The organism is Neobacillus sp. OS1-32, from assembly GCF_030915425.1.
Taxonomy (GTDB): domain Bacteria; phylum Bacillota; class Bacilli; order Bacillales; family Cytobacillaceae; genus Neobacillus; species Neobacillus paridis.
The window spans coordinates 3354880-3377264 of sequence record NZ_CP133263.1; the positions used below are offsets into that span (position 1 = coordinate 3354880).

The 22385-nt window shown below is 38.3% G+C and carries 20 protein-coding genes, 1 pseudogene and 1 riboswitch; of the genes and pseudogenes, 16 read left to right on the plus strand and 5 right to left on the minus strand.

Features of this window, described 5'->3' with window-relative positions:
* Nucleotides 1-3 precede the first annotated feature (3 nt).
* Genes walK through RCG24_RS16775 form a run of 3 tightly spaced genes read left to right on the plus strand, consistent with a single transcriptional unit; the run spans nt 4 to nt 4736 of the window.
* Complete coding sequence (gene walK / locus RCG24_RS16765; protein ID WP_308077519.1) at nt 4-1830, plus strand: cell wall metabolism sensor histidine kinase WalK; 1827 nt, start codon at nt 4-6, stop codon at nt 1828-1830.
* On the plus strand, nt 1827-3935 hold the full coding sequence (yycH, locus tag RCG24_RS16770) for a two-component system regulatory protein YycI (RefSeq protein WP_308077520.1): 2109 nt from the start codon (nt 1827-1829) through the stop codon (nt 3933-3935). The genes walK and yycH overlap by 4 nt, the downstream gene beginning before the upstream one ends.
* Nucleotides 3936-3941: 6 nt before the next feature.
* On the plus strand, nt 3942-4736 hold the full coding sequence (locus RCG24_RS16775) for an MBL fold metallo-hydrolase (protein ID WP_202654605.1): 795 nt from the start codon (nt 3942-3944) through the stop codon (nt 4734-4736).
* Nucleotides 4737-5030: 294 nt separating this feature from the next.
* Here the strand turns inward: RCG24_RS16775 and RCG24_RS16780 are convergent, their stop codons facing one another.
* From RCG24_RS16780 to RCG24_RS16790, 3 genes are all read right to left on the minus strand, one after another.
* On the minus strand, nt 5031-6563 hold the full coding sequence (locus tag RCG24_RS16780; protein ID WP_308077521.1) for an amidohydrolase: 1533 nt from the start codon (nt 6561-6563) through the stop codon (nt 5031-5033).
* Nucleotides 6533-6811 (minus strand): hypothetical protein, encoded by a 279-nt coding sequence (locus RCG24_RS16785; RefSeq protein ID WP_235888106.1) that lies wholly within the window; start codon nt 6809-6811, stop codon nt 6533-6535. Before RCG24_RS16785 ends, RCG24_RS16780 begins: the two co-directional genes overlap by 31 nt.
* 435 nt (nt 6812-7246) lie before the next feature.
* Nucleotides 7247-8026, minus strand: coding sequence for a MurR/RpiR family transcriptional regulator (locus RCG24_RS16790; RefSeq protein ID WP_202654604.1), 780 nt, complete (start codon nt 8024-8026; stop codon nt 7247-7249).
* Between the two features lie 153 nt (nt 8027-8179).
* Here RCG24_RS16790 and RCG24_RS16795 point away from each other — a divergent pair, with 153 nt between their 5' ends.
* From RCG24_RS16795 to RCG24_RS16830, 8 genes and pseudogenes are all read left to right on the plus strand, one after another.
* A complete protein-coding gene (locus RCG24_RS16795) occupies nt 8180-8626 on the plus strand; it encodes a MarR family winged helix-turn-helix transcriptional regulator (protein ID WP_308077522.1) in 447 nt (148 codons plus the stop codon).
* Nucleotides 8627-8752: 126 nt separating this feature from the next.
* Nucleotides 8753-9990, plus strand: a pseudogene (locus tag RCG24_RS16800) (S1C family serine protease).
* Nucleotides 9991-10099: 109 nt separating this feature from the next.
* Nucleotides 10100-10258 (plus strand): CxxH/CxxC protein, encoded by a 159-nt coding sequence (locus tag RCG24_RS16805; RefSeq protein WP_202654601.1) that lies wholly within the window; start codon nt 10100-10102, stop codon nt 10256-10258.
* A gap of 101 nt (nt 10259-10359) precedes the next feature.
* Entirely contained in the window at nt 10360-10839 is a 480-nt protein-coding gene (gene rlmH, locus RCG24_RS16810) for a 23S rRNA (pseudouridine(1915)-N(3))-methyltransferase RlmH (protein ID WP_202654600.1), read from the plus strand.
* Nucleotides 10840-11161: 322 nt separating this feature from the next.
* Complete coding sequence (locus RCG24_RS16815; protein ID WP_202654599.1) at nt 11162-11518, plus strand: nucleotide excision repair endonuclease; 357 nt, start codon at nt 11162-11164, stop codon at nt 11516-11518.
* A gap of 226 nt (nt 11519-11744) precedes the next feature.
* A riboswitch (glycine riboswitch) is annotated at nt 11745-11825 on the plus strand.
* 134 nt (nt 11826-11959) lie between these two features.
* Nucleotides 11960-13324 carry an amino acid permease gene (locus tag RCG24_RS16820; RefSeq protein WP_202654598.1) on the plus strand — a complete coding sequence of 455 codons (1365 nt, stop codon included), beginning with the start codon at nt 11960-11962 and terminating at the stop codon, nt 13322-13324.
* A gap of 385 nt (nt 13325-13709) precedes the next feature.
* Complete coding sequence (locus RCG24_RS16825; RefSeq protein WP_308077523.1) at nt 13710-14285, plus strand: Uma2 family endonuclease; 576 nt, start codon at nt 13710-13712, stop codon at nt 14283-14285.
* Between the two features lie 280 nt (nt 14286-14565).
* Entirely contained in the window at nt 14566-15408 is an 843-nt protein-coding gene (locus RCG24_RS16830) for a hypothetical protein (RefSeq protein ID WP_308077524.1), read from the plus strand.
* Between the two features lie 254 nt (nt 15409-15662).
* Here the strand turns inward: RCG24_RS16830 and RCG24_RS16835 are convergent, their stop codons facing one another.
* On the minus strand, nt 15663-16556 hold the full coding sequence (locus RCG24_RS16835) for a LysR substrate-binding domain-containing protein (protein ID WP_202654596.1): 894 nt from the start codon (nt 16554-16556) through the stop codon (nt 15663-15665).
* Nucleotides 16557-16683: 127 nt separating this feature from the next.
* Here RCG24_RS16835 and RCG24_RS16840 point away from each other — a divergent pair, with 127 nt between their 5' ends.
* From RCG24_RS16840 to RCG24_RS16850, 3 genes are all read left to right on the plus strand, one after another.
* A complete protein-coding gene (locus RCG24_RS16840; protein ID WP_308077525.1) occupies nt 16684-17949 on the plus strand; it encodes an MFS transporter in 1266 nt (421 codons plus the stop codon).
* A complete protein-coding gene (locus tag RCG24_RS16845; protein ID WP_202654594.1) occupies nt 17943-19073 on the plus strand; it encodes a M24 family metallopeptidase in 1131 nt (376 codons plus the stop codon). Before RCG24_RS16840 ends, RCG24_RS16845 begins: the two co-directional genes overlap by 7 nt.
* A gap of 273 nt (nt 19074-19346) precedes the next feature.
* Nucleotides 19347-19664 carry a CotD family spore coat protein gene (locus RCG24_RS16850; protein WP_202654589.1) on the plus strand — a complete coding sequence of 106 codons (318 nt, stop codon included), beginning with the start codon at nt 19347-19349 and terminating at the stop codon, nt 19662-19664.
* 227 nt (nt 19665-19891) lie between these two features.
* Here RCG24_RS16850 and RCG24_RS16855 read toward each other — a convergent pair whose 3' ends face one another.
* Nucleotides 19892-20614, minus strand: a complete 723-nt coding sequence (locus RCG24_RS16855) for a response regulator transcription factor (RefSeq protein ID WP_202654588.1) — start codon at nt 20612-20614, stop codon at nt 19892-19894.
* Between the two features lie 321 nt (nt 20615-20935).
* Here RCG24_RS16855 and RCG24_RS16860 point away from each other — a divergent pair, with 321 nt between their 5' ends.
* Entirely contained in the window at nt 20936-21859 is a 924-nt protein-coding gene (locus tag RCG24_RS16860; RefSeq protein ID WP_308077526.1) for a phosphate ABC transporter substrate-binding protein, read from the plus strand.
* Between the two features lie 74 nt (nt 21860-21933).
* The gene (psiE, locus tag RCG24_RS16865; protein ID WP_202654586.1) at nt 21934-22380 is read left to right on the plus strand and encodes a phosphate-starvation-inducible protein PsiE; all 447 of its coding nucleotides are present in this window, start codon (nt 21934-21936) and stop codon (nt 22378-22380) included.
* Nucleotides 22381-22385 lie beyond the last annotated feature (5 nt).

Consider the following 22385-nt stretch of genomic DNA (forward strand, 5'->3'; position numbering starts at 1 on the left):
CTTGTGAAAAAGGTTGGTTTCTTTCGCTCTATACATGTTAAAATTGTGATAATCTATGTCCTCCTTATTTTAGTAGCAATGCAAGTAATCGGTGTTTATTTTGTCAAACAGCTTGAGACAACCCTCAGGACCAATTTTCAAACATCGATTAAAGAACGGGTAAATTTGCTTGCTTATAATATTCGTGAGGAAATGGAAAAAGAAAGAACACCTGAAGATCCGACACTTGAAGATAGTATCGGCAAAATTCTTCGTGATTTTAAAGCAGTGGATATTTCAGAAGTGCAGGTAATTGAAGGCCGGTCGCTGAAAATTTTGGGGACATCTGAGACTAATAATCAAGGAGTTGTCGGGCAGCGAACGACAGAACTGCGAATTAAACAATCAATGGTGTTGGAAGAGGACCAAAGTGTGATTCAAATTGATCCCCAGACTGGTCATCGGATTTGGGTTCTCTCCACCCCCATCAAGTCCGGCAATAAAGTTCTTGGCGCCATTTATTTAGTGGCAAAAATAGAAAGTGTTTTTACCCAAATGAAGACGATAAATAGTATTTTTGCCAAAGGGACGGCAATTGCTTTATCAATTACCGCAGTGCTCGGAGTTTTGCTGGCTCAAACAGTGGCAAAGCCTATCGCTGATATGAAGAAACAGGCGTTGGCAATGGCGAAGGGGAACTTTTCCCGGAAGGTTAGAGTGTACGGTAACGATGAAATTGGCACGCTTGCGACAACCTTTAATCATTTAACCAAAAAACTGCAGGAAGCCCAAGCGATGACAGAGGGGGAACGAAGAAAGCTGTCATCGGTCTTGTCGTTCATGACGGATGGCGTGATTGCCACGGATCGGAAAGGCCGTGTGATCTTGATAAATGATCCTGCTACCGAAATGCTGGATGTTTCACGTGAAACAGTTCTTTCCCAGCCGATTGTCTCCGTTCTAGGCTTGGAAGGCACCAATACGTTTGAGGATCTACTAGAAGAAAAGGATTCCTTAATTTTGGATTATAGTACAAAAAATGGACCATATATTCTTCGGGCCAATTTTTCTGTGATTCAAAAAGAAACCGGTTTTGTCAATGGATTAATTGCTGTCCTCCACGATATTACCGAACAGGAGAAAATTGATGCTGAACGAAGAGAATTCGTCGCCAATGTTTCACATGAGTTAAGGACACCGTTGACGACGATGCGCAGCTACTTGGAAGCATTGGCTGATGGCGCCTGGAGCGATAAGGAAATTGCTCCGGGGTTTATAGAGGTGACACGAACCGAAACGGAAAGAATGATCCGTCTTGTCAATGATCTGTTGCAGCTATCGAAAATGGATAGTATCGACTATAAACTCAATAAGGAATGGGTCAATTTTGTCGTTTTCTATGACCGTATTATTGACCGGTTCGAAATGTCTAAGCAGCAAAATGTCACCTTTAAACGGATGCTGCCGAACCATGCCATCTTTGTGGAAGTGGATGAAGATAAAATGACACAGGTGCTCTACAACATTATCTCAAATGCCTTAAAGTATTCACCAGAAGGCGGACAGATCACCTTCGCGATCAAAGAAAAAGGCGACAATATCATTGTTAGTGTGACAAATGAAGGTGTTGGCATTCCAAAAGAGAGTCTTGGAAAAATATTTGATCGGTTTTATCGCGTCGATAAAGCTAGAACCCGTAAATTGGGCGGTACAGGACTTGGACTAGCCATTGCCAAGGAAATCATAAAGGTTCATGGCGGCAAAATTTGGGCAAAAAGCAGAGAAGGGAAAGGAACAACCATTGCTTTTTCGCTGCCGTATGAGAGTACTGAAGAGGATGAATGGTCATGAGATACGAAACAATCAAATCGGTTATTCTGACAATCTTAGTCTTGGTCAGTATTTTATTAACCTGGAATCTTTGGACATATCAGCCTGATTACGAAACAATGAAAAGCCGTAATTATGTCAATGAAGTAACCTTGAGTAAAAAACAGGAAGTCAAGAAAATTATCCGTCCCGACCTAGCAATGTTTCATATTAATGGCAAGCATTATGGCACGTATAATGATGGAGAATTGGAAAAAGTCATCAAGGAATTAAGCAAATGGACTTTTTTCGATTTAAAAAATTATACAGACAAGGTGAATAATTTTAATCAGTTGGTCCATGGCAGCGGTAATGCTGAAATCATTTTTCCCGATGAAGTACCAATTGAATTATATCGAAGTGTCCTAAACATCAAACAAAGGAAAGTCCCATCGTTTAACTTTGATCGAATTGTGATTAATGTGGAACATTCCGAAAAAGAAAACGGGATTGTCTATTTTGTTTCCTCGAAAAATCGCGATGTTTACATTAGTAATATTTCACTGGCTAATCTTAATGCTTTTTATCGCAGCTTTTTTAAAAATGGTGATGAGTATCCTGTCTATTTTGCTTATAATCCGACAAATACACGGACGATTTTTCTTCCTAAGAATGAAACAAAAATGATTATGTACAAGTATGTGCCGAAAACCCTTGATTCTGAGGAATTTAAGGAAGCGCTCTTTAGTGACCCAAGTTTTGTCAAAAAAAGTATACTAACCAACGGGGAAGAGTATACAAATGACTCAAGTAAATTGACGATTATAAATGATAAAAACATGTTGTCTTATGTAAATCCAACAGCAGAGGATAATTATACGGAAAATGCTTATGATTTGGTGAAGCGCAGCATTGATTTTGTCAATGAACACGGCGGGTGGACTGATCAATTCCGCTATGCTGCCAAGGATGAATATAAGCGAATGGTTACCTTTCGATTGTATAGCAAGGATGGCTTGCCAGTATTCAATGATGTAGGACTTTCGGAAATCACCGAGGTGTGGGGCCGAAATGAACTTAATAAATATATTCGTCCGAACATTTCCTTGGAGCTGCAATTAACAACAGAGGCCAAAAGCGTTATCAGTTCGTCAGGATATGAAGCGCTGGAAATGGTAAAAGATAGGCCAAACTATAAACCGGAGCTTCTTGAACAAATCGTATTAGGTTATCACATGGAAAAGGATCCGGAGGGGAGTAAGCTGATCCTCTTAAAGCCCGCCTGGTACTATCGCTACGATAATCAATGGGAAATGATTACAACGAAAGATGGGGGGGACCGGGACATGGATTGGAGTAAAATTAAAACCATTTTTATCATTACGTTTTTGGTCCTGGATGTCTACCTTTTATATCAATTCCTGAAAATCCGTGATGCCAATAAATATGAGATTATGAGCGATGCTTCGTTTGAAGAAAAATTGAAGGCGGCCGAAATTACCTTTGGCGAGCTGCCAAAAACATTAATTAAAGCGAAATATTTAGGTGCGACACCTAAAGTTTTTACCGCAGAGGATACGAAGAAATTAACAGGACAAAGGATTGCTTCAAAGGAACCGAGTACTGTTTTAATTGCAAATTTGGAAAAACCGCTGCAATTAAGTTCAAAGTTTGAACCTGCGGAACTGACGGCTTTTTTGAAGGGTCACGTGTTATATGGCGATCAATATCAATTTTGGGAAAAAAATGATAAGCAGCAGACGATTACCTATTTTCAACAATATGACAACCTCCCATTATATCATAATATTAATGGGATGATTTCTTTTAAGTTTAATGTGAAGAATCAGGTTGTTGCCTATCAACAAAGTTATTTGGAAGGAATAGAAGGTATGGCAGCTAAGAAGGAGGAAATTCTTTCTCCATTAAAGGTAATTGAAACGCTGCATCAAAAGGGACTCCTGAAGCCGAAAAGTAAAATTACCAAGGTTGAGCTTGGTTATTCGACACTCATTCAGTTAGCAGCATCCCAAGTTTTGGCCCCAACCTGGCGCTTTGAGGTAAATGGCAAGGAAAGTTTGTTTGTCAATGCCTTCGAAGGTCAGATTATTGATTTTAATAGTGATGAAAAAATGAGTGTGGAGTGAGTTAGCATGTCTTTACGTTACAGCATCCTGGCCAGCGGCAGTACGGGCAACGCCCTTTACGTCGAGTCAGACGAACATTCCTTTTTGGTAGATGCGGGTTTTAGCGGAAAGCAGATGGATGCTCTTTTTCAACAAATTGACCGTGATCCCAGCAAGCTTTCTGCGATTTTTGTCACCCATGAACATAGTGACCATATAAAAGGAATCGGCGTCTTGGCACGCAAATATAAATTACCGGTCTATGCCAATGAAAAGACATGGCAGGCCATGGAACACGCAGTCGGCGTCATTCCAACCGAGCAGAAGTTTGTGTTTAACATGGAATCGGTAAAAAGTTTTGGTTCGATTGAGATTGAATCATTTGGTGTTTCGCACGATGCTGCAGAGCCAATGTTTTATATCTTCCATCATTCCGGAAAAAAACTGGTGTTAATTACTGATACCGGATATGTCAGCGACCGAATGAAAGGAATCATCTCAAATGCCGATGTGTATGTGTTTGAATCGAATCATGATGTGCAAATGCTCAGGATGGGCCGCTATCCGTGGAATCTTAAACGAAGAATTTTAAGTGATGTCGGACACGTCTCCAATGAAGACGCGGCACTTGCGATGAGTGAGGTCATTGGCGACCGGACAAAAAAAGTGTATCTTGCCCACTTAAGCATGGATAATAATATGAAGGATTTGGCAAGAATGTCGGTGACCCAAACATTAGAAAGCCGCGGGATCATTGTAGGCGAACAATTTGGGCTTTATGATACAGACCCGAAGACCCCAACCATTTTAACGGCAGTATAGAATCGAAAAATGAGAATGCCATCGTAATTGTTTAATAAAGGTATTTGACAAAAGATTGATTAATTTAAAGTAAAGTGAAGGGGCTGTCCGAAAGTCCATTTTTGAGTAAAAAACACCGAAAATAAAAACCCAAGAATGCTGATATTATCAACATTCTTGGGTTTTTCTATTTTTAATTTTGGGGCTGAAAAACCACTTTTCGGACAGCCCCTTTTGTAAAGTTAATTGACCTGTTTATTTTTCTGGATCTGGAATAATATTGATCTTCTACAGAATGATATTAGGCTTCGTTAATTATTTTCTTTTAAAGACAATTTTTCCGCCAACGATAGTGTAATCTACAGGTGTCTCGGAGATGTTCTTAGGCTTGATTTTAGTAATATCCCGATCAAGCACGACCATGTCGGCTTTCTTGCCTACTTTCAATGTTCCCAGATCCTTTTCACGGAATATTTGGTAGGCAACATTTTTGGTCACTGCCTGAAGCATTTCCCGAACGGTAAGCGCCTGCGAAGCATTACGAACCATATTCTTATCTTGCTCACCCGGATATGGGCTGTTTCTGGTGACTCCTGTCTCGATCGAATTAAGCGGGCGGTAGTCAGGAGTCGGTGGGTAGTCGCTGGAGCCGGCAATCGTTACTCCTTTATCCCACATCTTCCTTGCCGGGTAAAATGCCAAAGCTCGTTTTTCACCAACCATAGATTTTTCCAACTCATAATATTGGTCTTTATAAAACCAGAATGGCTGTAATGATGCAATGACCTTTAAGGCCTTCATTCTAGGAATATCCTTATCTGAGATTGCCGAAATATGTGTGATCGTATGACGAGAATCCCGTACGCCATTGGCTTTGGCAGCTTTTTCAATTGCGTTGAGGCTCATGTTGACAGCACCATCACCAATCGCATGGATATGAACCTGTATCCCAGCTTTGTCCATAGCCGCAACCATTTTGTTGAATTCATCCACTTTCCAAACTGAATCGCCACGAAAGTTTGGACCCATTCCTGCATTTTTTGTATATGGTTCAAGGAATAGAGCGGTCTTTCCTTCGGTTACCCCATCGGCAAATAGTTTAGCCGTGTGTACTTGCAGCCAATCAGAATGATATTTTTGTTTAGCAGCTTTTATCGTTTTAACCACTTCTTTAGGATTGTCCCCCGGGTCGACAAAATAGGCGCCGGAGACACGCATCGTCAACTTTCCTTCCTTTTCCAATTCACCGATTGCATCAATAACCGGGACACCCTTTAATTGAAAGGTCATAACGCCAGTCATCCCATAGCTGTGCATTTCCTCTTGATATTTCAAAATGGCTTGTTTATATTGTTCTTTAGTTAACTTAAACAAATCACTGACTTTATTGACCAAATTCGTGGCACCTTCCCGTAAAACACCCCGTGGAGAGCCATCGGCATTGTGTTCAATCATTCCGCCTTTAGGCGCCTTGGTATTCTTCGTAATTCCGGCCATTTCAAGTGCCTTAGAGTTTACCCACACAGAATGTTGATCAATCGAATAGAGAATGACTGGTATATCGGAAACCACTGCATCAAGATCCTCTTTTTGTGGCCCTGGATTCGTCCCATCCGCTAGTTTAAATGGGCCATTTTGCCAGCCGTTACCTAAAATGATCTTATCATGAGGATGGTTCTTTCTGAAATCGGATACAGCCTTAATGTATTCTTGCTTACTTTTCAAAGTGGTAAGATCTACTTGAAAAAGCTTTGTAACCCAAAGTGACTCTATATGCGTATGGCCATCCATAAATCTCGGAGCAACCATCTTTCCCTTTAAATCAATAACCTTGGTGTTTTTATCCACATATTTTTGGACACCTTTGTACTGCCCACATAAATGATTTTGCCGTTCTTTGCAGCAATTGCCTGAGCTGTTGGCTGGCTTTTTTCCATTGTATAGACAATCCCATTTTTAAGAACTAGAGAAGCTTTTTCACCAGATGTTTTCGTTGATTTTGGACTGTCTTTGGTAAAGCCGCTTAATACTGGTAATATTGCCAAAAGAATGATGATTAAAAATGCTAGACTACGATTTTGTAGAATACCTTTCATTTGTTAAGCCCCCTTTAGTATAAGAAAATAAGCTTTTCTGTAAGGCTAGTTCGTTCTGTTTAGCAAGTTCCAACATATAGTCCTTATCCTCTGGTTAAAGCCCCCCTACACATTATTTAGACATTTCTGCAGGAATGTTTCACCTATATACTAAGGTTAAGCGTTTACAAAGGAAATAGATTTTTGAGCTATAGTTTTCGGCATTCTTCTATTAAAACATGTTTCAAATCATGAAACATGTTTTAATAAAAGAGCTGATAATCCTAGTGCCTCTGAAACATGTTTCAAACTATGAAACATGTTTCGATGAAAGAAAAATAATGAATGTATCAATGAAAAGGGATCATAAATAAAAACTCGCCGATTGGCGAGTCCGTAAAGGGGCATGGAAAAGACCGAGGTCGCTTTTAAATAAATTCCGTGAAGGGGTAATTTTTACTTTGCTGATTGCTCCATTATTTCGACCATATATTTATAAGAAATTAATTCAATAATACTAATCATGGAGATTCTTGATGTCAAATCTATTTCGTTATAATGGATATAATCCGAAAATATATACAGATTAATATGGCTCATGTTTTGTACAGGATTATTATTTGCTGATGTGATCGAGATAACAGTCGCTTTTGATTTAATATTCAATTGTTCAATATCCAAAATCAATTCTCTATCCTCTCCGCCATACGATAAAAAGAAGACAAGGTCATTGTTTCGAATTCCGCTTAATAGCATCTTGCGAAAGTAGTGGTCTTCTGGAAAAACAACTTCAAAACCGAGGCCAGAAAAAATATATTCAAAATAATGGGCAACACTTTTGTTTAAACCGCGTGCCATTACGATGAGCCTTGGCTTATTTTTAAGAAGATGAATAATTTTATCCACTTTTTCCTCATCAAGTACACGAACGGATTCATAAATATTTTTTAAATACTCAATTCGATAATTTTCCTGTGAGACAGTAAATGGATTCGTGTTTTTGATAAAGTTTGAATCTGTATATTTTAAAATGGCAGTAAATTCACTGTAGCCGGAAAAACCAATTTTTTTTAAAAAACGGCTCATGGTAGCAGAGGATACATAGCATTTTGCGGCCAATTCACGTATTGTGCTTCTCTTTACCTCTTCGATATTTCGAATGATATAATTATATAGTTCCTTTTCATTATTATTCAGAGTATTAAGGTGTTTTGATGTAATTTCAAAAAAGTCCATTTTTTCCGCCCCCAATAGGAAAGGTTTTCATTATATTTTCAGCTTTTTATCATTTGATTTAAAAAAGAATTATATAGTTTATTTAACTTAACTAAACTAAATGTAACTACTTTCAAAATTTTAGTCAATCATTCATTTTTCAGGAGGACGACCATGCTTGCGGATTATCGAAAAATTTTCAATAGATTAAATCAAGCCGTTTACGAGTTTTACCTGCAATATAACAAAGGTGCACAAAAAATAAATGAATACAACTTAACTGTTCAGCAAGAAAATATACTTCTCTATATCATGCGGAATCAAGGGGTGAGAGCAAATGATATCGCGGCAAATTTTTCAATTACAAAAAGTGCAGTTAGCCAAGTTTTATCAAAGTTAGGTAAAAGAAAATTTATAGTTCGTGAAAGTAATCCAAACAATCTTCGTGAATCTTTTATCTTTCTTGGGGAGGAAGGGAAAAAATATGCTCAATTAATTGCCGAAGCTGATGAGACATTTATTAAAAAATACTGCTCTCAGATAAAAGTGGAAGAACTGGAGCAAATGGTTCAAACAATGGAAAAGCTTAGTAGCCTTTTTAAGGAAAATAACGAAAGTTAAAATATGCAAAGGTGAGAACACTCTGTGCCTTTTTCAATCAGTATTTTCCCTTTGGCCTGAGTATAATTATATTAATAAGCCAAAATAAAAAGTATCAATCATATCGTAAGAGAGGAATGATGTAATTTGGGTTATTATGATGATCATTCACCGAACCGCTCCAGTGGACAGAAAGGTAAGGGTGGAATCTTTATTGCCAGCCTGGTAGGCGCCATTTTAGGTGCCATCTTGGTTATCATTGCCATTCCCGCTCTTTCCAACAATGGGCTTCTTCCCTATACAGTGCAGCCAAATCAAAAAACTGCCGAAACAACTACAGATAATACCGGACAACAGACGATACATAAGCAGGTTGCCTATGATGTAAAAACCAATACCACCAACGCCATTGATAAAACCGCTGCAGCTGTTGTCGGAATCAACAATATCCAATAAACAGCTTTTGGTCGGATAGTGATAACGGCGATAATTCTGATGAAACAGCAGGAACCGGTTCAGGAGTTATTTATAAACAGGCCGGCGGAAAAGCCTATGTTGTCACAAACCATCATGTTGTTGAAGGTGCAACAAGGCTGGAAGTCAGTCTATCTGATGGAACAAAGCTGCCAGCCAAGCTATTGGGAAGTGATATTTGGTCTGACTTGGCGGTCCTTCAAATAGATGCAAACAAAGTAAAAAAAATCGCGGAATTTGGCGATTCTGACAGTTTAAAAATAGGAGAACCGGTGATTGCGATCGGCAACCCGCTTGGTCCGACCTTTTCTGGCTCGGTTACCCAAGGAATTATCTCCGGGCTAAACCGGACAATACCAGTTGACATTGATCAGGATGGTGTGGTTGACTGGCAATCGGAGGTTTTACAGACGGATGCCGCGATTAATCCGGGTAACAGCGGCGGAGCCTTGATTAATATGGCTGGTCAGGTCGTCGGGATTAACTCAATGAAAATTGCTCAGAATGCGGTTGAAGGGATTGGTTTATCGATTCCAATTAATTCCGCCAAGCCAATTATTGATGATCTTGAGAAATATGGCAGTGTCAAACGGCCTTATATGGGCTTGGACTTAAAATCAGTGGATGAAATTCCTGCCTACTATCAGCAGGAGGCGTTAAAGCTCCCGCGCGATATAACCTATGGTGTGGCGATTCGCCAAGTTGTGCCGGGCTCACCGGCGGCACGCGCCGGACTTCAAGAGTTGGATGTCATTGTCGAGATGGATGGTCAAAAAATCAATGATGTCATTGATCTTCGCCAACACTTGTATACGAAAAAGAATATCGGCGAGAAAATGACCATCAAATATTACCGCAATGGCAAGCTGCGGGAAACAAGTTTAACGTTAACTTCAGATAAAATACAATAGGAATGGTTGAAAACAGGAAGGTGTTTGACTCACTTTCCTGTTTTTCTTAATGCAGTATGATATAGTACGGGTAGTCAATGTCAATAATGAGGAAAGGTGAAAGAGTAAAATGATTTATTGCTGTGAGGAACATGTCGAGCTGGGTTTAGATATCATTGTGGATGAATATGAAACATTTCCGGTATTAACAAAAATTGATGTGGATAACTTATCAACAAGTTGTGAATTTTGCTCAAACAGGGCTGTATATTTTGTGGCGAACAAGTGATTTCATACAAGATGTGGATAAAAAATGTGCATATGTGGATAACTTCTGTGGATAAGTTGTTTGTAAGCTGTGCTTAATTCCATTTAAAAGGGTTGTGGATTGTGAATATCTCAATTATTACGGTTGGAAAATTAAAAGAGAAGTACTTGAAGCTGGGGATAGAGGAGTATCTCAAGCGGCTTTCCGCCTATGCCAAGGTGGAGATGGTTGAAGTTGCAGACGAAAAGGCCCCGGAGGAGTTAAGTGAATTGGAAATGCTCCAGGTGAAGCAAAAGGAGGGCGAACGAATTCTCACCAAAATTAGTGCGGATACCTATGTAATTGCTTTGGCGATTAAGGGGAAGATGCGCTCATCAGAAGAATTGGCCGAGTCGTTGGATCAACTGGCCACCTACGGTAAAAGTAAAATTGCCTTCGTCATCGGCGGATCACTGGGACTGAGTGACGAAGTCTTGCAGCGGGCGAATGAACAGCTGTCGTTCTCGCGGATGACCTTCCCCCATCAGCTGATGCGATTGATTTTGCTTGAGCAGATCTATCGGGCGTTTCGGATTATTAGGGGTGAACCGTATCATAAGTAAATGAGGTGTTAAAATATTGGTGAAAAAGTAATGGAGCGGGCTTTAGAAAAGTAAATTATATTTATAATGTCCTTGTTGGGTACATTTAGAAATGAGACGCTTAACCAAGGTTATTACTAAGAATGATGCAGGGGTAGAAGTTGAGAAAGATATTTAAAAGTTTTCATTAATTGGAATGCAAAATACGACTGCATAACAGTAATGATAGAAAACCTATTTGTAAATGTTGTTTTTCTCAGTTGAACTCCATAAGGTGGATGTAAATATGCTTAAAGAAGTCTGTGTAGACTTTTAACCAATACCGAAGGAGAAGTGAACGAAAGTGATAAACATAACCATTCCAAAACCAGATGTTTCCATTACTAAACAGAAGAACCCGGAATTAAGTAATATTTATGGATTTACAGAATTCCACCTCATTCCTAGAGATAAGGGTGGCATTTTTATGTTCTACAGTCATAACCAAGAGCTATTATTTGTTGGTAAGGCAAGGAAATTGCGGCAAAGAATTAAAAAGCATTTTGAAGATACAGTATCCCCAATTAAAATGCATAGGAATGAAGTTGCAAAAATCGATGTTTGTATTATCGAAGACCCTGTACATAGAGAGATTTATGAAACGTATATTATTAATGAATTCAAGTCGAAGTACAATATAGACAAGGTGTTTTTTAGGTGAAAATTTCATACAGGCAATAGATTTTCCAATAACGTAAGTGTAAAAAACCTCCCTATGATTTTTATAGGGAGGTTTTTTTGAATAAAAATGAATACAGAGCAGTATGGGATGTTAATTTATGTGTTGACAAACTATATAACTACTACTAAAATTAAAAATTATTTAGAAATAGTGAATTAAATTTAATAATTAGCAGGCTATGATTGCTATGGGTCACACTATAGCAGGAGCAGCTTCTGGAGAGATCGCAGGAATTTTGCGGCGCCGAAGGGTTCACAATCTCAGGCAAAAGGACAGAAGAGTACTGAATATTTATTTGTTGTGTTGATACTATTTAGCATACCAAATATTATTTATTATTCTTTTGGAAAAGAGATTGGATATCCTCCAATCTCTTTTTTTATGGTTTAAACTAAAATATTTTATTAGGAGGAGTTAGGATTGGCACAACAAGAATTAAAGAGGGATTTATCAAATCGGCATGTACAACTAATCGCAATTGGCGGTACCATTGGTACGGGATTATTCTTAGGGTCCGGTAAAGCCATTCAACTCGCGGGCCCATCCATCATCCTTGCATATTTAATCGTAGGAATCGCCGTTTTTTTTGTTATGAGGGCACTAGGAGAACTCCTGTTGTCTAAAGCAGGTTATCAATCTATTACAGATATTGCTGAAGACTATCTTGGACCACGATATGCTTTTGTAACCGGATGGACCTATTGGTTTTGTTGGATAATGACTGCTATGAGTGATGTGATTGCCGTTGGTGTTTATGTACAATATTGGTTCCATATTCCACAATGGATCCCTGCAATTGTCTGTTTGATCATTTTACTAGGACTCAATCTACTAACTGTAAAGATTTTTGGAGAATTGGAGTTTTGGTTTGCTTTAATAAAGGTAATAACGATTCTCGGATTAATTGTTATTGGGATTATATTACTGGTGATGGGATTCAAGACAAATCAAGGTATGGTTACGATTAAAAATCTTTGGGCACAAGGGGGACTTTTTCCAAACGGAATATCAGGCTTCTTACTTTCATTCCAAATGGTTGTATTTGCATTTGTCGGTGTGGAATTAGTAGGTGTCTCGGCAGCGGAAACATCCAACCCGGAAAAAAATATTCCATCGGCTATCAATAAAATTCCTTTAAGGATTCTATTTTTCTACGTTGGCGCACTTCTTGTCCTTTTATGTATTAACCCATGGACGGAATTAAATGCAGCAGAAAGTCCTTTTGTTAAAACGTTTAGTTTAGTTGGAATTCCGATTGCAGCAGGAATTATTAATTTTGTCGTATTAACCTCAGCAGCTTCTGCTTGTAATAGCGGAATGTTTTCAACAAGTCGTATCCTATATAGTTTAAGTAATAATAACCAGGCTCCATCTAAGTTTACAAAACTAAATAAAAATCATGTCCCAGGTAACGCATTATGGATCTCCACGGTAGTCCTATCGGTGGGAGCCCTTTTGACTAAGCTTATTCCAGAACAAGCTTTTGAAATCGTGACGACCATTAGTGCGATTTGTTTTATTTGGGTTTGGGGTGTCATTCTGATTTGTCATTTAAGATATAAGAAAACACGTTCAGATTTACAGGCAGAATCAAAATTTAAAGCACCATTCACACCATTTATTAATTACGTTGTCCTAATCTTGTTTGCCATCATTCTCATTATTATGCTGTTTGCTGAAGTTACACGGCCTGCCCTATTGTTGACGCCTCTATGGTTTATTCTATTATTTACATGGCATTCAAATAGGAAGAAGGAAGAAAAAAATATTAAATTATCTGCATAGGGTCAACCATAAGTTGACGGCTATTTCTTTACATACCATCCGACAAAACGAGGACCAAATTCAATTGAACTGCGACATTGGAATAGGCCCCCCAACAACATGGTCAGATCCAATGCTTGATGGAGTATTGCGCCACTGTATCTTTTTCATTTAGGCAAAGATTATCCCTCATTGTAATGGTCAACAAAAATACGATAAAATAAAGACAAAAGACAGTAGGGGTGAACGATTGAACGACCCTGAATACATTCTTAACCTGTAATAAATGCAGCAAGAATTGAATCAAAAAGGTTAGAAAAAATGGGGGGCACCCTACTCCCCGAACTAATGACCGGTGAGGTAAGGGGAACTATTGAAGGATGAAAATGGAGAAAGGGTGAATGGAATGAGCATGAATCAACCACAGTCTAATTACTCATATGCTGATTATCTTGAGTCTTCGGAAGAAATTCGATATGAAGTGATTGACGGGCAAATTATTAGTATGTCGCCAGCACCGACACCAAAGCACCAGCATGTTCAAAGAGAGTTATTAATTGAATTTGGTACGTATTTAAGGGGAAAAGAGTGCAGTGTATTTGGTTCTCCCATCGATGTGTGCCTTTTTGCGAATCAAACAACACCAAACGAAAAGATCAAGGATTGGGTTCAACCAGATATTGTGGTCATATGTGATCGTAATAAAATCAACCCACAAAATATTGTTGGTGCTCCCGATTTGGTGATTGAAATTCTTTCTCCCTCCACCGCTCGAAATGACAGAGTCATCAAATTCAATAACTATCAAAAGGCTGGGGTCAGAGAATATTGGATTGTCGACCCCTCAAACGAATACGTGGAAGTATTTCTGTTGCAGAACAATCGCTTTATTTCATCAGGTTTCTATACAAAAGAAGATTCCATAAAGGTCAACATATTTGAAGATTTAAGCATAGAACTTAAACATGTTTTTCAGAGATGATAGTGGGAAGTAAACCATTCGGAGGAAGTGTTAGAGGAAGCTCACTTGAATAGTGAGATCTTTTGGATTCCTTTAAACTACAATTAGGAATAACAAAAGAGACATACGGGTTTAATGGAATCCTTGGTCCTTTTTGATAAAGCAAAAGAACCCGGTTCATAATAATGGCGAGTTTTAAAAACGCATGTGGTATTTTAAAAAGCATTATTTTATAACAGTTTATATTTTGAAGCACGACCTTTTCCTTCTAATTTTAATTTACCAGTATCGGAGGATGATTATGAACAGAACGAAATGGTTGCTCATTTGTCTTTCTCTTTTATTAGGATTAGTGGGTTGTAGTGCAAAAACGGATCGTCAAGTCGAAAAGATAATAGATAAGGAACATTTAACGAATGAAGAGAAACAGTTGGTAAAAGATTCCATGCTAATTGAATATGTAAAAGATACATATGGCAATATTGTTCAAATTACAGGTTTTGAAATCATTCCAGAAGAGCCGGAAGAAGCACCCCCTTATATTACGGTAAAGGTAAAAGACAGAGAGAAGGGATGGGTTGCCGAGATTTCATGTGAATTGTATTCAACTTCGAAAGGAAAAACAACATGCAAACCATACGACAATTATTTATTTAGGGCCTTGAGTGAAGAGGTTCAAAAGGAAGTGGAACCTGCTCTTAAGAAAGCATTTGGAGCGGAAAAAGGAAATGTAAGCTACTTTGCGTTTGCATCGGTAGACAATGCGCAAGAAAAACGGTGGAAGTTTCAGCAAAAGCCGGATTATGAGAAGTTAAAGGCTGAAGTTCCGATAAGCATCTATATTCATTCAACGGCAAAAGAATCGTCTATTGGAGATTATTCCAATCAACTGTTTACATTTATTCAAAGTCTTAAAAAACAAGAAGCAATACTGCTCGATTCGAACAATGGCATAAATTTTTATAAGGATGAAAAATTACGGGATCAATACGGAAATGTATATGCAAAAATCATAACACTTGATCAAGCAGACATAAAGGAAATGGAATCTCCTGAACAGCTGAAGAGCCATGTAAGAAAAGGCTATATGGATGGGTATAATGGCGAGAAAGAAAGGTTTGAAAGGAGAATGGGCGACCAATAGCTAACTTAGTGCTTAATGTTTTATGATAAAATGAAGACAAATATACATGAACGGAGTGATTAGATGCGTTGGATTGAGGTACAAGAACGTTTTCCAAATGAATGGGTTGTATTAGAAGTCATTAAACCGTATCACAAATAGAAGGTTTTTTTACTAATTTTGTAAATTGGGTTAAAATCGTTATTTCCCTTAAGAGATGGAGACGATTTTAACAAGGTCAAGATGTAGAGTGTTAATACCAGACGGATTAACACTCAGTTCACTATATTTTCAAATTCAATATGAAAAAAATTAAAAAAGGATTTAAGTAATTTGTCTAATATCTCAGAGTGATTATCCTTTCTCCATGCAATGGATGCTTCTAAAGATACATTTATATCTTCCACTTTACGCTGTATGACCCCGCCGCAAGGAGTACTGGATGAAGGTGTCAATGCTACCCCCATACCAGCAGCGACCAATGCCAAAACAGATTGGAGGTCATTGGCCTGAATCATAATTTTTGGTGCAAATCCGGCCATTTGGAAAATACTCATAAAAGTTTCGTAATACAATACACCTGCTGATTTAGGTGTCATGATAAAGGTTTCGTCCGCCAAATCACGAAGGTTAATGGAATGTTTGTTAGCAAGGGGATGTTTTTCCGGTAACGTAGCCAAAAAACATACTTTTGTTAATGGCCTTACATGAATTTTATTACTATTAACTGGAGCCGCTACAATACCGATGTCAATCCTTTTTTCATTTAAGGCTTTGATTTGATTGGCGGTATTCATTTGGTGTAATGTTATTCCAACATGAGGATAAAGCTCATGATATTTTTGAATGACTGGAATAAGATCCTGTACTGTTCCACTAAACCCAATTACTACTTCACCTTCTGCCCCAGTAGAAGATAATCGCGTGCTAACGCATGCTTGTTCAACTTGATCAAGGATTTGGTATGCTTTGTTTAGAAACACCTTTCCGGCATTTGTCAACTCAACATGTCGCTTTGTCCTATAAAACAGTTTGGCTCCAATTTCCTCCTCTAACTCTTGTATTTGCCTACTAAGAGGTGGTTGGGCGATGTGTAACCTTTCTGCGGCTCGACCAAAATTCAATTCCTCCGCAAGAGCAAGAAAATATCGGATATGTCTCAGTTCCATTTACTTTCCTCCTTCTTATTATTAATACCTATTAGGTATTAATACATCAATTTATAAGTATTTCTCTTAATTATTCTGATTATTTAAAATAAAGTCAAGAGAATAAAAAGAATGGGAGGGAAAGAAAGTGAAAGGAAAGGTTTCGGAGAATAAAAGATTTTTAATTGCATTACTTTTCTTGGGGTGGTTTATTTCTTCTCTTGACCGAATGTTTATTAACATTGCCATCCACCCTATAGCACAAGAATTACACTTAGATGCGGCTTCTATGGGAATAATATTAAGTATTTTTTATTTAGGGTATACCCTTATGCAACTTCCCGGTGGTTTGCTGGCCGATTTGTTTGGATCTAAGCGAGCAATCATTATATCGATTACTGCTTTTTCACTATTTGCTGGATTATCCGGTTTTGCTTGGTCTCTTGTATCCTTACTAATTATTCGTTTAATCTTTGGTCTTGGTGAGGGTGCCTTTCCAGGAGGAGCCACAAAACTAATGAGTGAACATTTTTCTAATGAAAAAAGGTCTCGTGTTCAGTCCATATTACTTGTCGCTATTGGTTTGGGTTCGTTCTTTGCCAGCATTGCCGGTGCGTATCTGATTACTTCAATTGGCTGGAGAAATGTTTATTTTCTTTTTGGAGCAATTGGAATAGGTATTGCGATGATATACTATTTTGCCCTTCCGTCCGTTAAAGAGAAGAGCCAACAGAAAGATCAACAAGACAAGAATATACCGATTAAAGAGTTGCTTCGTACAGCTGCCATTTGGAAAGTGGTAGTTGCGTTATTCGGCTTGTATACAGCTATGTGGGGTCTGATAAGTTGGGTACCTTCTTATTTAATAAATGTAAGAAAAATTGATTTGTTAAATACAGGAATCTATTCAGCCCTACCGGCTATTTCCACTATGCTTGGCTACTTAGCAGGAGGATGGCTGGTTGATAAGGTCTTTAATAATCGCGAGAGACTAATGATCATCATTGGAAATGCTCTTTCCGCCTTCTTTATCTATGCTATGTTTACGGCTGAATCGATAGCAGTGGTCGTCACATTTCAGGTATTAGCCGGATTTACTTTTCAGATTGCCTATATGGGGATCTTGTCCATTCCATTGAAATCACTCCCTTCTTCCATAATGGGATCTGCTTTCGGTCTGCTAAATACCGGTGCCAATCTAGCCGCTTTTGTTACTCCTGCTGTAATGGGGATTTTGATAAAACTATTTGATGGATCGTATGAAATGGCCTTTTACTATTTGATTCTTGGAAATATCCTGTCGTTGGGTTTGGGACTAACCCTTAAAAATAATCGCTTGGTACGAAATGAAAAATCAATAATTAATCAAGATAACACTCTTGATAAAAAATTTGAGGTGGAATTGATATGTTAAAACATGAATTGCAAAATAGAATGGATCGCTTTCAAAAGACAATGGAAACACATTCTTTGGACTCCTACATCATTACGGCTGAAGAGGATATTTGGTACTTTACAAATATTACCTATAAGCCAGAAGAACGTCCATTTTTTCTTGTTATATCTCCCAATCAACAACCAGTATTAGTGGTGCCAAAACTTGAAGAAGCACATGTGTATAAAGGAATCCTAGACTGTAAGGTTATCACCTATTGGGAATACCCTTCACCTGTGGGAGAAAACTGGTATGAGGTATTGAATGATTTAATTAAAAGATTTGAAAGAACAGGAATAGAGGACAATGTGAAAACAGAGGTATTTTTAAAAATCAAAGCAAAGGAACTGATTCCAAGCAAGCTAGTCGTTGAGCAACGAAAAACAAAAAGTCTATACGAACTTGAAAAAATTAGATGGAGTGCAGGAATATCGGACAGAGCGATGGAAATGATTTTCAAATCAGTTTACACAGGGGCTGCCGTTGTTGAATCTTTTGCTTTGTCAGGAAGCATCCAATCCGAGCTTATGCGGACAAAGCAATTTGATCCACTCTCTACTTCACTCCTGACGGCAGTATGGCCAGCACCCGTTAGTTCCATGCCGCATAGTGTTCCCAACTTCGATGATCGACTGGGGAAAGGACCGAACGTGGCAATGGCTTATTTTAGAATAAACGGTTATGCCTCTGAATGTGAGCGAACCTTTTTCCTTGAAAAGCCAACAAAAGAAGAGGAGGAGTTATTTCACTACATGATGAATGCCCGACAAAGGTCATTGAATGTATTGAAAGCCGGGGTAAGAGCTGCAGATGTTGATTCCGAGGCAAGAAATTATCTTGTAAAGAATGGATTGGGAGGAAATCTGTTGCATCGGACTGGGCACGGTGTGGGCTTGGGGAACCATGAGGCACCTTTTGTGGCAGAAGGTAGTGATGAAATTTTGGAAGAAAATATGGTGATCACGATAGAACCTGGTATTTATATTGATGGAGTTGGAGGTTACAGGCACTCCGACACGATACTTGTGACAAAGGGAGGGTATGAATTTTTAACAACAGCCCCTACAGAACTAACTGATGTCATCATCAAAGGGTCTAAGTAGCTGCGGTGAACCGTATCACAAATGATGGCAAAGCAGAGATTTGTAGTTATCGATAAAAGATTCGGCAAATAACATTTTTTTACGTAAAACTCTGGGGCCATAATATGACCCCAGAAATGATTTTTATAGGTTTTTGGCTACAACCATTAAATTTGTCGGTTGTGGTTATCGTTTTTTAATTTACAAAAATAGGTATCTAAACCAGTCCGTACAAACAAGGTTTACATAGACTAATGATGTAACAAGACAAAATCCTATGGAGGTCATTTATTTATGAGAAATATTGGATTCGGTGGTTATCCATGCCCACCACAACCATGTCCGCCGATATACTGTCCACCTAAAGCATTTCCTACCCAGTACGATCCACCACTATTTGATCCACCACAACAATATGTAAAAACAAATTTGTTTAATAAAGTAGTAACACATGTACACCCTTCTCATACAACTACAGTAAACAAACACATGATTAATCATCAACACTATTTCCCGCACACAGAATCATGTGTAAATGAATGCTGTGAAACACATACAATGTGCGGTGTTCCAGTCAATCCCTGTTGTCCAACAATGCCATTTGGATACTAGCTTCTTCTCCCCTCACCGTTTAGGGTGGGGGGATTCGTATTGGGAAATTAGCTGGCAACCTGACAGGGGGCACTATGGTAAGCAAATTGTGGAATTATGGGATCTGGGGCAACCCATACCTGAGAATTCCCCGAACGAGAATGGCATGTTTTAAGAACAAAAAGCGCAAGCGCCTTCGGAACAAGCACAGCTAGTTCCTGAGAGGCTTATTCTTTTAGCAGCCTTCCTTAGTGGTCATTACCGTTGGGATCATCTAATTTATAGCCAATTCCGCGAAAGGTTTTGATATAAACCGTTTTTCTGTTTTTCTCGCCAATTTTTTCTCTTAAATGGGAGATATGGACATCCACTATCCTAGTTTCGCAGGAATAGTCATTCTTCCACACAGCATGAAGCAATTGGTCGCGGGATAGCACTTTGCCTTTATTTTGAGCTAAATAAAGAAGCAATTCAAATTCCTTTAATGTCAATTCCAGTAGATTTTCACGGAAGTAGGCTTCAAAATTATCGGGAAATATGGAAATTTCACCAATGCTGATTTGCTGAACATCCATGTCATTTCTGTTTGCAATTTCCAACTGATTCTTTGTCCTTCTTAAAATAGCTTTAACTCTGGCTACAACCTCTCTTGGACTAAATGGTTTAACGATATAATCATCCGCGCCAAACTCAAGCCCCAAAATTCTGTCAAGTTCTTCATCTTTGGCTGATATCATGATAATTGGAATCATGATCTTTTCTTGCCGGAGCTGCCTGCATACTTCCATTCCATCCAGTTTTGGAAGCATTAAATCCAATACGATGATATCCGGTTCTTCTGATATCGCAAGTTTCTTACCTTCCATCCCATCCATTGCAGTTATGACTAAAAACCCTGCACGTTCCAAGTTATATTGTAGCAAGGTAATAATGGATGGTTCATCATCAATAACTAGTATTTTATTTTTCATAAGATCCCCCATATAAGCTAAAGCTTATTGATCAAGATAACCTGTGGAAAAAAATATCGATATGGACGAGCATTGGCTTACCATATCTTATTTTATGAATCAATTGTTAATCCAGTATAAAGTGAATGTTAAGAATTAGTAATTATTGGGGTATTCTAATAATTATCTAAGGCAGACGAAGTCGATCCAAATTTACACAGAATTAATAGTTATTAACTAAACATTTACCTTTAATTTATTCTCCCTTAATACTTATTTACTATAGTAATCACTGTAAGGTAATTCAAAAAATTCATAAGTTAATAGGGGGAAATTTAGCAAATGAAAAGATTAAAACATCTAAGCCTGTTTGTCTTACTTTCCGCATTGATGGTGGTCATGGCTGCTTGTGGAAGCGGCAATGCAAAGACAGAAGGTAATGCCAGCAAAGAAGCACCTAAAACAGAGGAAAAGAAAGAATTATCTGGTTCGTTGGTCATTTCGGGCTCATCGGCCATGCAGCCATTGGTAGCAGCCGCTGCTGAAGAATTTATGGCTGAAAATCCAAACGTGGATATTCAAGTAAATGCTGGTGGATCAGGTACAGGCCTTTCACAGGTTGCAGATGGATCTGTTCAAATTGGCAACTCGGATGTTTTTGCTGAAGAAAAAGAGGGAATTTCGGCTGACCAGCTGGTAGATCATAAAGTCGCCGTCGTAGGGATGACTGCTGCGGTTAACCCTAACGTTGGCATTAAGGATATTAAAAAAGCAGATTTAATTAAAGTTTTTACTGGAAAAATTACAAACTGGAAGGAGCTCGGCGGTAAGGATCAAAAGATTGTTCTTGTAAACCGTCCCGACTCTTCAGGTACACGTGCTGTCTTTAATAAATTTGCCTTGGATGGGGCAACACCTGCTGAGGGAATTACAGAGGATTCTTCGAACACCGTCAAAAAGATTATTAGTGAAACAGAAGGAGCCATTGGTTACTTGGCATTTTCCTACTTTACAGATAGTTCTGTAACACCGCTGGCCATTGATGGCATTGAGCCAACTGCTGAAAACGTACAATCCGGCAAGTTCCCTGTGTGGGCCTACCAGCACTCTTATACAAAGGGGGAAGCAACAGGACTGGCTAAAGCATTTCTCGACTTTATGATGTCTGAGCATATTCAAAATGGTCTGCTGCAAGAGCAAGGATATCTACCAGTCACAAAAATGCTCGTAGAGCGTGATGCTAAAGGAAACCAAAAGAATATATAAAAATTTCGATGCCTGGTTCCGCTGCGTTTATGTGCTGAGGATCAGGCATCTTTTATAGCAGGAGGCAGATTTGAATGGTGGGAAAATTACAGAATATCACAACAATTTTAAATGTCATTCCAAGGATTTTCCAATTATTTTTGAATATATCCCTTGTTATACTTGGGGTAATATTGTCTGTTTTACTAGTTAAGGAATTAATGGTCTTTATACAAATTTTAATCGATGGAGGCAACAATGACTTTAAGCTGTTTCTTGCCAATATCCTAATCTTTTTCTTATATTTCGAGTTTATTGCCATGATTGTGAAGTATTTTAAGGAAAACTACCATTTTCCGATAAGATACTTGTTATATATTGGGATTACAGCAATGGTAAGAATCATTATTGTCGATCATGATCATCCTGTAAATGCCTTATTTTATTCCTTAATTATTCTAATCCTAATAATTGGCTATTTCATTATCAATTTAACACCTCGTGAAAGGTCCGATCATTCACTGTTTACTAAAAAAGAATAGTGTGT